The sequence below is a fragment of the Azospirillum sp. UENF 211521 genome (assembly GCF_058780535.1).
Map to the genome: position 1 here is coordinate 58,332 of NZ_JBSNCF010000001.1, position 12,348 is coordinate 70,679.

Annotated in this window: 14 protein-coding genes and 1 tRNA gene; 7 read left to right on the plus strand and 8 right to left on the minus strand. The window is 69.0% G+C overall.

All coding sequences use genetic code 11. From position 1 onward, the window contains the following. The first annotated feature begins 104 nt into the window (after positions 1–104). From ACWPN5_RS00255 to ACWPN5_RS00270, 4 genes are all read left to right on the plus strand, one after another. Positions 105–851 (plus strand): creatininase family protein, encoded by a 747-nt coding sequence (locus ACWPN5_RS00255; RefSeq protein WP_492293598.1) that lies wholly within the window; start codon positions 105–107, stop codon positions 849–851. Between the two features lie 100 nt (positions 852–951). Continuing rightward, complete coding sequence (locus ACWPN5_RS00260; protein WP_492293600.1) at positions 952–2,463, plus strand: ABC transporter substrate-binding protein; 1,512 nt, start codon at positions 952–954, stop codon at positions 2,461–2,463. Positions 2,464–2,503: 40 nt separating this feature from the next. Then, positions 2,504–3,451, plus strand: a complete 948-nt coding sequence (locus ACWPN5_RS00265) for an ABC transporter permease (RefSeq protein ID WP_492293602.1) — start codon at positions 2,504–2,506, stop codon at positions 3,449–3,451. Between the two features lie 8 nt (positions 3,452–3,459). Continuing rightward, a complete protein-coding gene (locus ACWPN5_RS00270; RefSeq protein WP_492293604.1) occupies positions 3,460–4,293 on the plus strand; it encodes an ABC transporter permease in 834 nt (277 codons plus the stop codon). A gap of 178 nt (positions 4,294–4,471) precedes the next feature. Here the strand turns inward: ACWPN5_RS00270 and gpt are convergent, their stop codons facing one another. After that, on the minus strand, positions 4,472–4,972 hold the full coding sequence (gpt, locus tag ACWPN5_RS00275; RefSeq protein ID WP_149165495.1) for a xanthine phosphoribosyltransferase: 501 nt from the start codon (positions 4,970–4,972) through the stop codon (positions 4,472–4,474). Positions 4,973–5,142: 170 nt separating this feature from the next. Between gpt and ACWPN5_RS00280 the strand changes: the two genes are divergently transcribed. Beyond that, a tRNA-Arg gene (locus tag ACWPN5_RS00280) sits at positions 5,143–5,219 on the plus strand. 72 nt (positions 5,220–5,291) lie between these two features. Here ACWPN5_RS00280 and ACWPN5_RS00285 read toward each other — a convergent pair. Beyond that, entirely contained in the window at positions 5,292–5,477 is a 186-nt protein-coding gene (locus tag ACWPN5_RS00285) for a hypothetical protein (RefSeq protein ID WP_492293607.1), read from the minus strand. A gap of 660 nt (positions 5,478–6,137) precedes the next feature. Here ACWPN5_RS00285 and ACWPN5_RS00290 point away from each other — a divergent pair. Continuing rightward, complete coding sequence (locus ACWPN5_RS00290) at positions 6,138–6,689, plus strand: YgjV family protein (protein ID WP_492293608.1); 552 nt, start codon at positions 6,138–6,140, stop codon at positions 6,687–6,689. A gap of 116 nt (positions 6,690–6,805) precedes the next feature. Here ACWPN5_RS00290 and ACWPN5_RS00295 read toward each other — a convergent pair whose 3' ends face one another. Continuing rightward, the gene (locus tag ACWPN5_RS00295) at positions 6,806–7,321 is read right to left on the minus strand and encodes a YciE/YciF ferroxidase family protein (protein ID WP_014239055.1); all 516 of its coding nucleotides are present in this window, start codon (positions 7,319–7,321) and stop codon (positions 6,806–6,808) included. Between the two features lie 190 nt (positions 7,322–7,511). On the opposite strand from ACWPN5_RS00295, the gene ACWPN5_RS00300 reads away from it, so the two are divergent. Next, positions 7,512–7,979 carry a PA2169 family four-helix-bundle protein gene (locus ACWPN5_RS00300; protein WP_492293610.1) on the plus strand — a complete coding sequence of 156 codons (468 nt, stop codon included), beginning with the start codon at positions 7,512–7,514 and terminating at the stop codon, positions 7,977–7,979. A gap of 24 nt (positions 7,980–8,003) precedes the next feature. On the opposite strand, the gene ACWPN5_RS00305 is transcribed toward ACWPN5_RS00300, so the two are convergent. From ACWPN5_RS00305 to ACWPN5_RS00325, 5 genes are all read right to left on the minus strand, one after another. After that, positions 8,004–8,210, minus strand: a complete 207-nt coding sequence (locus ACWPN5_RS00305) for a DUF1289 domain-containing protein (protein ID WP_145682653.1) — start codon at positions 8,208–8,210, stop codon at positions 8,004–8,006. 98 nt (positions 8,211–8,308) lie between these two features. Further along, positions 8,309–8,842, minus strand: a complete 534-nt coding sequence (locus ACWPN5_RS00310; protein WP_145682655.1) for a ferritin-like domain-containing protein — start codon at positions 8,840–8,842, stop codon at positions 8,309–8,311. After that, positions 8,839–9,681 (minus strand): 2-oxoacid:ferredoxin oxidoreductase subunit beta, encoded by an 843-nt coding sequence (locus ACWPN5_RS00315; RefSeq protein ID WP_492293613.1) that lies wholly within the window; start codon positions 9,679–9,681, stop codon positions 8,839–8,841. The genes ACWPN5_RS00310 and ACWPN5_RS00315 overlap by 4 nt, the downstream gene beginning before the upstream one ends. 20 nt (positions 9,682–9,701) lie before the next feature. After that, positions 9,702–11,423 (minus strand): 2-oxoacid:acceptor oxidoreductase subunit alpha, encoded by a 1,722-nt coding sequence (locus ACWPN5_RS00320; protein WP_492293615.1) that lies wholly within the window; start codon positions 11,421–11,423, stop codon positions 9,702–9,704. Positions 11,424–11,650: 227 nt separating this feature from the next. Then, complete coding sequence (locus tag ACWPN5_RS00325; protein ID WP_492293617.1) at positions 11,651–12,331, minus strand: sulfite oxidase-like oxidoreductase; 681 nt, start codon at positions 12,329–12,331, stop codon at positions 11,651–11,653. Positions 12,332–12,348 lie beyond the last annotated feature (17 nt).

The window sequence follows — 12,348 nt, forward strand, 5'->3', positions numbered from 1 at the left end:
GCAGACGCTCCTCGCGCCGCAGGGACGCCGGCAACGGATTTTTGGGAAGGCGCCTGATCTGCCCTATCTTTGGCGGAGACCACACCGAACAAGGAACCGGGACCGTGCAGCTTCTTCTCAGCACCTGGGCCGAGGCCGAGGCTTACCTGAAGACCTCCAAGGGCATCATCCTGCCCATCGGCTCCACCGAGCAGCATGGGCCGAACGGCCTGATCGGCACCGACGCCATCTGCGCCGAAGTCGTGGCCCGCGGCGTCGGGGACGTCACCGGGGCCATGGTCGGGCCGACCATCCCCGTGGGCATGGCCGTGCACCACATGGACTTCGCCGGCTCCATGACGCTGAAGCCCTCCACCCTGATCGCCCTGCTGCGCGACTACGTGATGTCGCTGGCCGAGCATGGGTTCGAGCGCTTCTTCTTCATCAACGGCCATGGCGGCAACGTCGCGTCGGTCCGTGCCGCCTTCTACGAGATCTACGCGGAGAACCGCGCCCTGCGCGGCCGGCAGGCGCCGGAGCTGCGCTGCACCCTGGTCAACTGGTGGGAGAACCAGGAGATCGGCCGCCTGTCGCGGGAGCTGTTCGGCGGCAAGGAAGGCTCCCACGCCACGCCCAGCGAGGTGTCGCTGACCCAGTACGCCTATCCCGAGTCGATCAAGACGGCGGCGATGGACCCGGAGACGGCGTCGCCCGGCGGCTTCTACGACGCCCGCGACTTCCGGCGCCGCCACCCCGATGGGCGCATCGGCTCCGCCCCCGGCCTCGCCTCGCCGGAGCACGGCAAGCGCCTGTTCGACACGGCGGTGGAGGCGATTTCCCGCCAGTACGGCGCCTTCCTGGCGGAGGCCTGAGCGGAAAAGCCCGCGGAAAAGCCAGCCTGCGGCCTTGAACTTGGGCGGGGCTTCACCGCATCATCCCGCGCCGAGACAACGATTGGGGGAAACAGCCGTCATGCCGAACCGCCAGAGGCGCGCCGCGCTCGCCATCACCATGGGAGCGGTTCTCGGGCTGGCCGGTGCGCTGGCCGCCGGTCCGGTCCTCGCGCAAACGGCTCCCCGCACCGATCTGGTGGTCGGGATGCGGCTGGAGCCGCCGCACCTCGATCCCACGGCGGGGGCGGCGGCGGCCATCGACGAGGTGACCTACGCCAACCTGTTCGAGCCGCTGACCCGCATCGATGCCGAAGGCAAGGTGGTGCCGGGCCTCGCCGAGAAGTGGGAGGTGTCGGCGGACGGGCTGACCTACACCTTCCACCTGCGCAAGGGGGCGAAGTTCCACGACGGCACCGACGCCGATTCGGCGGACGTCAAGTTCTCGCTCGACCGCGCGCGCGGCGCCGAGTCGGTCAACGCGCAGAAGGGCTATTTCGCCGCCATCGCCGGTGTCGAGGCGTCCGACGCGCGGACCGTGGTCGTCACCCTGTCGCGGCCGGACGGGCTGTTCCTCTTCCACATGGCGTCGGGCGATGCGGCCATCGTCGCCCCGGAATCGGCGGGCGCCAACAAGCAGACCCCGGTCGGCACCGGCCCCTTCAAGTTCGAGCGCTGGGTGGCGGGCGACCGGGTGGTGCTGGTGCGCAACCCCGACTATGACGGGGCGAAGCCGGCGCTGGAGCGCGTCACCTTCCGCTTCATCAGCGACCCGGCGGCCCAGGTCGCCGCGCTGAAGGCCGGCGACATCGACAGCTTCCCGCAGTTCGACACCTACGAGGCGCTGCCCCAGTTCCGCGACGACGGGGCCTTCACCGTCATGGTCGGCACGACGGAGGGGGAGACGATCCTCGGCACCAACAACGCCCGCAAGCCCTTCGACGACGTGCGGGTGCGCCGGGCCATGGCCCACGCCATCGACCGCAAGACGCTGATCGACGGCGTGCTGTTCGGCAACGGGGCGGCCATCGGCAGCCACTTTCCGCCGCACCGCGCCGGCTACGTCGACCTGACCGGCCTCTACCCCTACGACCCGGACAAGGCCAAGGCGCTGCTCGCCGAGGCCGGCCTTCCGGACGGGTTCGCGACGACGCTGCGCCTGCCGCCGCCGATCTATGCCCGCCGCTCCGGCGAGCTGATCGCCGCCATGCTGGCCGAGGTCGGCATCCGCGTGACGGTCGAGCCGATGGAATGGGCGCCCTGGCTGGAAAAGGTGTTCAAGGGCAAGGATTACGACCTGACCCTGATCGCCCACACCGAGCCGCTGGACATCGACATCTACGGGCGCCCCGATTATTACTTCAACTATCGGAGCGAGCGCTTCAACGCCGTGGGGGCGGAGCTGGACCGCACCCAGGACAGCGCCAAGCGCAACGCCCTTTATGGCGAGCAGCAGCGCATCCTGGCCGAGGACGCGGTGAACGGCTTCCTCTTCATGCTGCCCTCGGCCACCGTGCAGAAGTCGGCGGTGCAGGGCATGTGGGTCAACCGCCCGATCCAGGCCAACGACGTGACGGGCGTCCGGTGGAAGTGATCCGGCGCGGCCGGACCGGACCCCGCGGGGGCTGACCCGCGTGCTCGCCTTCCTGGTGCGCCGTCTGCTCACCCTGGCGCTGACGGCGTGGCTGGCCACGCTGGTGGTCTTCGCCGTGCTGGAGGCGATCCCCGGCGACCCCGCCCTGGTGATGCTGGGCACCAGCGCGCAGCCGGAGGCGGTGGCCGCCCTGCGCACCCAGATGGGGCTCGACCGGCCCTGGCCCGTCCGCTACGCCGGCTGGGTCGGCGGCATGCTACATGGGGATTTCGGGACCAGCCTGACCTACGCGCGCCCGGTCGCCGGGCTGGTCGCCGACCGGCTGGCCATCACCCTGCCGCTGGCCGGGCTGGCGCTGGTCCTCTCGGCGGGAATCGCCATCCCGCTCGGTCTGTTCGCCGCCGGGCGGCAGGGGCGGGCGGGGGACTGGGCGGTCATGGCCTTCGGGCAGATGGGCATTGCGGTGCCCGGCTTCTGGTTCGCCATCCTGTTGATCCTGCTGTTCTCCGTGCGGCTGGGCTGGTTCTCCGCCGGCGGCTTTCCGGGGTGGGAGGCCGGGGCGGGGCCGGCGTTGAAGGCGCTGCTGCTGCCCGCCGTGGCGCTGGCCCTGCCGGAGGCGGCGATCCTGGCGCGCATCACCCGCACCGCGGCGCTCGACACGCTGCGCGAGGAGTATGTGCGCACGGCGGTCGCCAAGGGCCTGCCGCGCCGGGTGGTCCTGCGGCGCCATGTGCTGCCGAACGCGCTCATTCCGGTGGCAACCATCCTGGGCCTGCAATTCTCCTTCCTCGTCGCCGGGGCGGTGGTGGTGGAGAATGTCTTCACCCTGCCGGGGCTGGGCCGCCTGCTCTATCAGGCCATCGGCCAGCACGACCTGATCGTGGTGCAGAGCGTCGTCGTGCTGCTGGCGGTGACGGTGGTGGCGGTCAACGCCCTGGTCGACATCGCCTGCGCGGCCATCGACCCGCGCCCGCGGGTGCAGGCATGACAGGGTTCATGAAACGGCTGCGGCGCCTGCCGGTCAGCCTGCTGCTGGGCGGGCTGCTCACCGCGCTGGTGGTGGGGGCGGCGCTGCTGTCGCTGGTCTGGACGCCCTTTCCGGCAGAGCAGGTTCGGGTGGTTGCCCGGCTGCGCCCGCCGGGGCCGGTCCACTGGCTGGGCACCGACCATTTCGGGCGGGACGTGTTCTCGATGATCCTGGTCGGCGCCCGCAACTCGCTGGCCGTCGGGGCGGCGGCGGTGGCGCTGGGCGCTGTGCTGGGCGTGCCGCTGGGGCTGGCCGCCTCCGCCTGGGGGCGCTGGGGGGACGAGGCGGTGGCCCGGCTGGGCGACCTGCTGTTCGCCTTTCCCGCGGTGCTGACGGCGATCCTGCTGACGGCGGCGCTGGGGGCGGGGGCGGTGAACGTCGTGCTGGCGCTTGGCCTGTTCAACGCCGCGGTCTTCGCGCGGGTGGCGCGCGGGGCGGCGCTGGCCGTCTGGCGGCGGGACTTCGTGCGGGCGGCGCTGGCGCTGGGGCGCGGGCCGCTGTCGGTGACGCTGGTGCATGTGCTGCCCAACATCGCCGGGGTGGTGATCGTCCAGGGGACGGTGCTGTTCGCCGTGGCGGTGCTGAACGAGGCGGCGCTGAGCTATCTGGGGCTGGGCATCCAGCCGCCCTCGCCCTCCTGGGGCAAGATGCTGGGCGATGCACAGACCTTCCTGTTCACCGCCCCCCTTCAGGCGATCTTTCCCGGGGCGGCCATCGCGGTGACGGTGCTGGGGCTGAACCTGCTGGGCGACGGGCTGCGCGACGCGCTCGACCCACGCCACCGCTCGGCGGGGCTGCTGTAGACTTGACACAAGACGCTTGGGCTTGTGTCAAGTGTCAAGCGGGTGGGAGTTGTCCCCTCTCCCCTCCGGGGAGAGGGTTAGGGTGAGGGGGATGCGCGTAGCGGTACGTTCGGCACAAGCGCAACCCCCTCACCCGGCCCTCCGGGCCACCCTCTCCCCAGAGGGTAGAGGGCAATTTTCAGGTGCCGCGGTGTTGCTTGGCGATCGGCTGGGAGAATTGCAGCTCGATGTCCCAGGGGAAGTGGATCCAGGTGTCCTGGCTCACCTCGGTGATGAAGGTGTCGACCAGCGGACGCCCCAGCGGCTTGGCGTAGACGGTGGCGAAATGCGCCTTGGGCAGCATCTTGCGCACGACCACCGCGGTTTTGCCGGTGTCGACGAGGTCGTCGATGATCAGCCAGCCCTCGCCGTCCCCGGCGTTGGCGCCCTCCACGCCCTTCAGCACCATCGCCTCGCGCTGGTTCTGATGGTCGTAGCTGGAGACGCAGACGGTGTCGATCATGCGCAGTTCCAGCTCGCGCGCGATGATGGCCGCCGGGACGAGACCGCCACGGGTGATGGCGATGATGCCCTTCCAGGGACCCTTGTCGATCAGGCGCCAGGCCAACGCCTTGGCGTTGCGGTGAAGCTCCTCCCAGGACACCGGGAAGTGCTTGTTGAACGGAACGGCTTCTGGCACGGCTATGGACTCCGAAAGAAACGTGCGCCGCTTATACCGCAAGCCCCACGGCCGGGCAATCGACCGCGTGAAACGCCGAAAAAAGGTCTTGCAGCCCGGAATCCTTTTGAGTAAGTTGCGCGCCTCGACGACGGACGGTCACCGCCGACGCCGGGAAGACAAACAGGAATGCGCCCGTAGCTCAGCTGGATAGAGCACCAGACTACGAATCTGGGGGTCAGGAGTTCGAATCTCTTCGGGCGCGCCATTCCTTCCAGTCTGCACAAGAAAGCCGCCCTTGGGCGGCTTTTCTGCTTTCTGGTGTTTGCTCCGCTGAGGTTTATCTCAGCGGCTTTTTTTCTTTTGCGCCGTGCGCTTCGCCTTGGGCGGTTTGGTCATGGCGTTGAACAGGGCGGTTCTGGTTGCGCCGGGCGGCGGCGTTGAACACGCCGCTCCAGAAGCCGATCGCCTGGCTGGCCGTCCGGTTGGCCATGGACAGCCAGAGGCTTTGCGGTGTCCCCTTCATGCTTCCCCCTTTTGAAAGCCCTGCCGATGAAGCTCGGCCAGGGAGGTAACAGCGCGGCGCGGTCAAACTCCCGCGACGATCGCGCGGCGATGGCGGACCCGCGTCCATGACATGGTCAGGCCGACCCGCTCGGCGCAGCCATAATGCCAGGGGCGGTTCTCGCTATCGCCGGCCCAATGCGGTTCCCCGGCCCGCAAAGGTTTCCCGCAATGGCAACAGGTGGGTGGCGCGGGAAGACGTGCGGCGTCCCGTTTCGTCAGCTGGGTCATAGGGCATCTCATCCAGAGCGTCTTATTCCAGAGGCGTCTCAGGCACGGCGTTTCGGGAAGGCACGGCGTCGAGAGCGTGTGTTTTGTCGGGCGTGTCATCTTGCGGTGCGAAGAATGACCGGCCGGCCCTTCCAGGGAAACGTCGCAAAGGTGAAATGCCCATGGGGTGCCCCCGACCACAGGGGTATGCCCATGGTCAGGCCATAGGTCGCGAGATCGTTGGCATTAAACGCTTTTTGCCCTTATCGCGAATCGGCCCGGCGGGACGGCGCGCCCACTCTTGATCACACCCCGATTCACAGCCGGTTAACCATCCGCGCCTAGCGTCCGCCCCCTTCGCCGCGGCTTTTTGCTGCGGCGCAGCATTTTCCGAAGGGTGAAGGCGTTATCCATGGTTTTCCTGTTGCACTACCTGCCGTCCCTGTCGCTGGTCGCGGTGAGCGGGCTTGCCGGTCTGGCGTTGGGCGTCCTGTCCACGCTGCTTCAGGACCGGCGGGCGATCCTGACCGCGCAGGCCGGGGCCGGCGCGCTGTTCGTGGTTCACTTCTTCGCCCTGGGCGCCCATACGGGCATGCTGATGTGCGCGCTCGGCCTCGTGCAGATGGCCGCCGCCTATCCGGACCGGCGGCCGCGCTGGCTGCGCGTTCTGTTCGCCCTGACCGTCCCGGCGGCGCTGGCCGTCGCGGCGGCGACGTGGCAGGGGCCGATGTCCGCCCTGTCGGCGGCGGGCTTCGTCCTGGGCACCATCGGGCGCTGGCAGAGCCGGGTCGGGCGGATGCGGCTGTTCTTCCTGTCCTCGACGGTGGTCGGGGCCGGCCACAACGCGCTGGCCGGTTCGGCCTTCGGGCTGGCGTCGGACGCGATGACCCTGTCCGGCCATCTGCTCGCCCTCTGGCGCGCCCGCCCGGCGGTTCGCCGGCGGTCGGCGTTGGCGCTTCACTGAAAAAGGAAACCGCGCCGGGGGCGGTGCCCCGGCGCGGTTTCGCAGACGCGTTGACGCTACCGCTTCGCTGTTGAGGTTAGCGCTTCTCTGTTGAGGTTAGCGCTTCTCTGTTGAGGTTAGCGCTTCGCTTCGGCGGTGCCGGCGGTTTCGCGGCGCTCCAGATAGGTCTTGGTGAGCTGCGGCAGGCGCTGTTCCAGCCACGCGGCCATTTCCAGCTCCTCGTCCAGGCTCGGCTGCAGCATCCGGGCGATCTCCGGTTCCCCGGCCTGCTCCGCGGCGGAGATCAGGGCGCGGTAGTTGGCGATCTCGAAATGCTCGAAGGAATAGTCGAAGATCGACGCCTTCACGATCTCGTCCGACGCCACGACACCGGACAGCGATTGGGCGTTGCCGATCAGCATGGCGACGCCGGTCTTGATGGCCGAGGTGTCGGTGCCCAGGCGCTGCAGGCACTGCTTCAGCCGGTCGGCCTGCCGGTTCGACACCTCGATGTGCTCCTGCACCTTGGCGAGGACGTCCGGGTAGTTCTTGATGCGCTCCGCCTGCCGCTCCAGCATCTCGACCGCCTGGCTCTCCATGGCGTGGGCGTCGCGGAGCCAGTCGATCAGGGTCTCCTTGGTGGTGTTGGCCACAGGTCCTCTCCCTCGTTGCGTTATCGGACAGTCCATTGGGGATGGACCGACAACAGGCGGAGCCGCGGTTCGTCACCATCGGACGATGCGGACCAACCCAAGCGGAGCACCCTTCGGATGCATCGAGGAACCTTCACCGGAGCGGCAGGTTTTCAAGTGGTTGGGCAGCCTGCCAGGGGAGGAACCGGCCATGTCGGCAAATGAACCGGCCGTGATGGGAAAAGACCAGATCGTCGACACCCTCAACGATCTGATCCGCATCGTCGAGGACAGCCACGAAGCCTATCGTCAGGCCGCTGAGGCTTTGGAAGACGAGGATTTGAAGGCCCTGTTCAACGATCTGGCCGCCCAACGCGGCGCCATCGTGCGCGAGGTGCAGCGCCTCGTCGCCGAACAGGGCGGGGCGCCGGACATGGGCGGCACCGTGATGGGCGGCGCCCACCGCTTCTTTCTGGAGCTGAAGACCAACGTCCTGGGCCACGACCGCGAGGCGATCCTCGCCGAGGTGCGGCGCGGCGAGGGCGAATGCGTCCGTGCCTACGAGGAGGCCCTGGCCAAGGAGCTTCCCCTGCCGATCACCGCGGTGGCGGTGCAGCATCTCGACCGCATCCGCGCCGACCGCGACCGCATGACGCTGCTGCGCGGCACCCCGGCCTGACGCCGGAAAACACGCGAGGGACGGTTACTCCGCGGCGGCGGCCTGACGCTTCTCCAGATCGGCCAGCAGGGCGCGCTTCTGGTCGGCGTTCATGTGCTTCCAGCCGCGGATCTCCTCCAGCGTGCGCAGGCAGCCGATGCAATAGGCGCGGTCGGCGGTCAGCTTGCACACGCTGACGCAGGGAGACGGGACGATGGCGGCGGGGTCGGTTTGCGGAAGTCCGTCGGTCATACCAAAGGCCAAAAGGAAACGGGACGGCACTGGGCCGTCCCGTCCTTACCATCCGCTAGCGTCCGGTCTCAATCCCAAAGGCCTTTTGCCCGATCGTTTCAGTCGGAGATGTTGGGCGGATCGGGATCGTCCGACCAGTCGTCCTTCGGGGCCGGGTAGCGCTCCAGCCACTTGCGGACCAGGGCGACGTGGCCGGCCTCCTCCTCCGCGAACTCGCGGGCGAGGCGGGCGACCTCCGGGTCCTTCGTCTCGGCGGCGACCGAGGCGTAGTAGTTGTTGCCCTGATGCTCGCTCAGCAGCGCCATCTTCAGCGCGTGGTGCGGTTTCATCAGGTAATGGGCGTTCTCGAAGGCCGCAGACTCCGGGGACTCGGTGGTGGCGTCCCACTGGAATTCCCAGGGGGCGACCTTGGGCAGCGCGCCGAACTCCCGGGCGATCTGCTTCACCTCTTCGGCGTGTTTGGCCGAGTAGGTGGACAGATCGCGGAACAGCTTGGCGACCTCCACATTGTTGTGGGCCTCCATGCTGTCGGCCAGCTCGGTGTAGCGCTCCGCCGCCTCGATCTCCAGGGCCAGCGCGTGGGCGAGGAACAGGCCGACGTTGGCGGCCCCGTTCAGCACTTTCGTCTTCATACCGCGAACCCCTCTTCGATCTGGGCGATGCTGCGGGTGGCCGCCGATTCCGGCTGGAACGGACGGCGATTGCCGGCGAGGAAGATGCCGAGGCCGAACCCGTCGTCCTCGAGGACGGCGCGCATCGCCTCGTTCGGGTCGTCCGTCGGCTCGCGGCCGTAGGGATGGACCGTGCTCTTCCAGTTGCGTTGCTCGGGGCGGAAGGTGACGCAGGGGGACAGGATGTGGATGACCGAGAAGCCGGGGTGCCGCACGCCCTCCACGATCAGGCGCGCGACCTCGTTCGGGTTGTTGGAGAAGCCGCGGGCGACGAAGTTCGCGCCGCAGGCCAGCGCCAGGGCGACCGGCTGGATCGGGTTGACGCCGGGCCCTTCCGGGGTCAGCTTCGACTTGCACCAGTCGGCCTCGGTGGTCGGCGAGGCCTGACCCTTGGTCATGCCGTAGACCTGGTTGTCCATGACGATGTAGGTCATGTCGACGTTGCGGCGGCAGGCGTGCAGGAAGTGGTTGCCGCCGATCGAGAAGCCGTCGCCGTCGCCGCCGAAGATCAGCACGTTCAGCTCCGGCCGGGCCAGCTTCACGCCGGACGCCACGGCCAGCGAGCGGCCGTGCACCGTGTGGTAGCCGTAGACGCTGGTGTAGGCGGGGATGCGCGACGAGCAGCCGATGCCCGACACCACGACGGTGTCCTTGCGCTCCAGCCCCATGGTCGCCATGGCGCGGGTGATGCCGGCCAGCACGGAATAGTCGCCGCAGCCGGGGCACCAGATGGGCTTCACGTCGGACTTGTAGTCGCCGGGCAGCGGGCCCACGACATCGTCGGTCAGATGGGTATCCATGGATTTCGTGCTCCGGCCGGTCAGATCAGGGAAAGAAGCGTCTCGTGCACCTCGCGGGCGCGGATCGGCAGCGGGCCGGGGCGGCTGAACACCGACACCGTGCCCGGCAGGTCGTAATGCCCGCGCAGGAACTTGTGGAACTGGGCGCCGTGCGTCTGCTCGACGACCAGGACCTTGGAGACACCGTCCAGCGCCGCGGCCAGCTTGGCCGGCTGGACCGGGGAGATCAGGCGGATGGCGACCAGCCGGGCCTTGGTGCCGGCGGCCTCCAGCCGGCGCACCGCCTCGCGCGACGGGCCGGTGGCGGAGCCCCAGGTGACGACGGCGATCTCGCCCTCGCCCTCGACGTCGGCCCAGGCGTCGCCGTAGTCGTGGCTGGTCAGCTTGCGCAGGCGCTTGTCGAGCTGCTTCTGGTGGTCGGACGCCTGCGAGGACGGCAGGGCGTTCTCCGCATGCTCCAGACCGTCGGCGGTGTGCTCGCCGCCCGGCATGCCGGGGATGGCGGCGGGGGAGACACCCGATTCGGTGTTGGCGTAGCGCTTGTACGTCGCCTCGCCGCCGAGATCGGTCGCCAGCAGCCGGTTCGCCTTGTGGGGGGCGTCGGCCGGCTTGTCGACGATGGCGCGGGACTGGCCCATCGCCTGATCGGACAGCACGATGGCCGGGGTCTGCAGGGCCTCGGCCAGATGCACCGCCCACTGGGTGGTGAACAGGCAATCGGCGATGGAGGTCGGGCCGACCACCAGATGCGGGGCGTCGCCGTGCAGGCCGTAGACGGCGATGTTCAGGTCGGACTGTTCGGACTTGGTCGGGATGCCGGTGGACGGGCCGCCGCGCTGCACGTCGACGATCACCACCGGGGTCTCGGAGGCCACGCCCAGGCCGATGCATTCGGTCATCAGCGACAGGCCGGGGCCGGCGGTCGCGGTGATCGAGGGCACGCCGCTGAAGGAGGCGCCCAGGCACATGGCGATGGAGGCCAGCTCATCCTCCGCCTGGACCAGCTTGCCGCCGGTCTTGGCGAGGTTGGGGGCCAGCCATTCCAGGATCTCGGTCGCCGGGGTGATCGGGTAGGCGGCGCAGAACTTCACCCCGCCCTTCAGGGCGCCCAGTCCGGCGGCCTCGTTGCCGGAGATGTTCCAGCGGGTGGCGCCCTCCTTGTTGGGGGCGGCCAGCTCCAGGCCGAGGTTCCAGCCGGCGGCCTCCTTGGTTCCGGCGTCGATGCCGGCGTTGGACGCCTGGATGGCGGCGTCGCCCTTCTTGCCCAGCGCCTTCTGGATCACCGCGTCGATGCCGGCGCGCGGCAGGCCGACGATCGCCGCGACGGCGCCCAGGCCGACCATGTTGACGCGCCCGCCGGGGATGCGGCCGGCCAGTTCCTTGATCGGCAGCTCGACCTGGCGGGCGCCGCTGGCGGCCAGGACCGCGGGCACCTCGCCCTGGCTGGGGTCGGTGATGATGACGCTCTTGTCCGACAGCGGAAGCTCGGCCGCGAAGCGCTCCACATTCTGCCAGTCGAAGGCGACGATCAGGTCGAAACGGTCCCCCGGACCGTGAACGGGCGTCGGCGACAGGCGAACGAGGGCGGCGGCCTCGCCGCCACGGATCTGCGGGCCGGTGGTCCGCGACATCAACCCGTACCATCCCACGTTGGCGGCGGCATCCAGCAGCATCTGTCCGGCGGTCATCGCGCCGGCGCCACCGCTGCCCACCAGGGCAATCGTGACCGAGTCCACTGTCATTGGTTAATCCCTTGCGTCCGAATGTGAGTCGCCCGACGCCCGTACGGCTACGTCAGCATTGCGGAACAAGGGAATGATCTGGCGCAAATCGGACGAAAGACGCCACGATTTTGCGAAGTCGCGTTCTGAAATGGTCCGGTCAATGTCTTGCCCGGCGACCGGCCGTCCCTTGGCGTCGATTGTCGCCGGGATTGTTTCTGGACCGGAACGGCGGGCGCCGTCGCACGCTACTCGCTGTAGCGCTCTTCCCGCCAGGGGTCGGCGTCATTGTGATAGCCGCGGACCTCCCAATAGCCGCGGCGGTCCTCCGCCAGGAACTCGATCCGCTTCACCCACTTGGCGCTCTTCCAGAAATAGAGCTTCGGCACGACGACTCGGACGGGGCCGCCATGGTCGCGGCTGATCGGCTGGCCCTCCCAGCCGGTGGCGAGCAGCGCGTCCTCCGCCGCGAAGGCCTCCAGCGGCAGGTTGGTGGTGTAGCCGTCGGAGGAATGGCAGAGGACGAAGCGCGCCTCCGGCCGGGGCTGGACGACCGACAGCAGGTGGCGGGTGGACACGCCCTCCCACTGGTTGTCGTAGCGCGACCATGTGGTGACGCAATGGATGTCGGAGACGACGCGCTCCCGCGGCTGGGCCTGCAGGTCCGTCCAGTTCCAGGTGACGGGAGTGTCGACCAGCCCGTCCACCGCCAGGGTCCAGGTCGCCTCGGTCACCCGCGGCAGGAGGCCGAGATCCAGAACCGGCCAAGTTTCGACCAGACGCTGGCCGGGCGGCAGACGGTCGCGCGCCGGATCGGCGGTCTTTCCGGTCAGCCCCCGCCCCTCCCGCGCCCACTGCTCCTTGGTCGCGACCAGCTTGTCGCGGATCTGGCCATCCTGTGGGCCATCTTGAGAACTCTCGTCGGCCATGGCGGTCCTCCGATGGG

What these genes read in the sequence shown, in the direction of transcription:
- ACWPN5_RS00290 (WP_492293608.1), top strand. Translation starts at nt 6,138, where the DNA reads ATGGTTTTCCTGTTGCACTACCTGCCGTCCCTGTCGCTGGTCGCGGTG.
- ACWPN5_RS00270 (WP_492293604.1), top strand. Translation starts at nt 3,460, where the DNA reads ATGAAACGGCTGCGGCGCCTGCCGGTCAGCCTGCTGCTGGGCGGGCTG.
- ACWPN5_RS00285 (WP_492293607.1), bottom strand. Translation starts at nt 5,477, where the DNA reads ATGAAGGGGACACCGCAAAGCCTCTGGCTGTCCATGGCCAACCGGACG.
- ACWPN5_RS00320 (WP_492293615.1), bottom strand. Translation starts at nt 11,423, where the DNA reads ATGACAGTGGACTCGGTCACGATTGCCCTGGTGGGCAGCGGTGGCGCC.
- ACWPN5_RS00310 (WP_145682655.1), bottom strand. Translation starts at nt 8,842, where the DNA reads ATGAAGACGAAAGTGCTGAACGGGGCCGCCAACGTCGGCCTGTTCCTC.
- ACWPN5_RS00305 (WP_145682653.1), bottom strand. Translation starts at nt 8,210, where the DNA reads ATGACCGACGGACTTCCGCAAACCGACCCCGCCGCCATCGTCCCGTCT.
- ACWPN5_RS00260 (WP_492293600.1), top strand. Translation starts at nt 952, where the DNA reads ATGCCGAACCGCCAGAGGCGCGCCGCGCTCGCCATCACCATGGGAGCG.
- ACWPN5_RS00315 (WP_492293613.1), bottom strand. Translation starts at nt 9,681, where the DNA reads ATGGATACCCATCTGACCGACGATGTCGTGGGCCCGCTGCCCGGCGAC.
- ACWPN5_RS00300 (WP_492293610.1), top strand. Translation starts at nt 7,512, where the DNA reads ATGTCGGCAAATGAACCGGCCGTGATGGGAAAAGACCAGATCGTCGAC.
- ACWPN5_RS00325 (WP_492293617.1), bottom strand. Translation starts at nt 12,331, where the DNA reads ATGGCCGACGAGAGTTCTCAAGATGGCCCACAGGATGGCCAGATCCGC.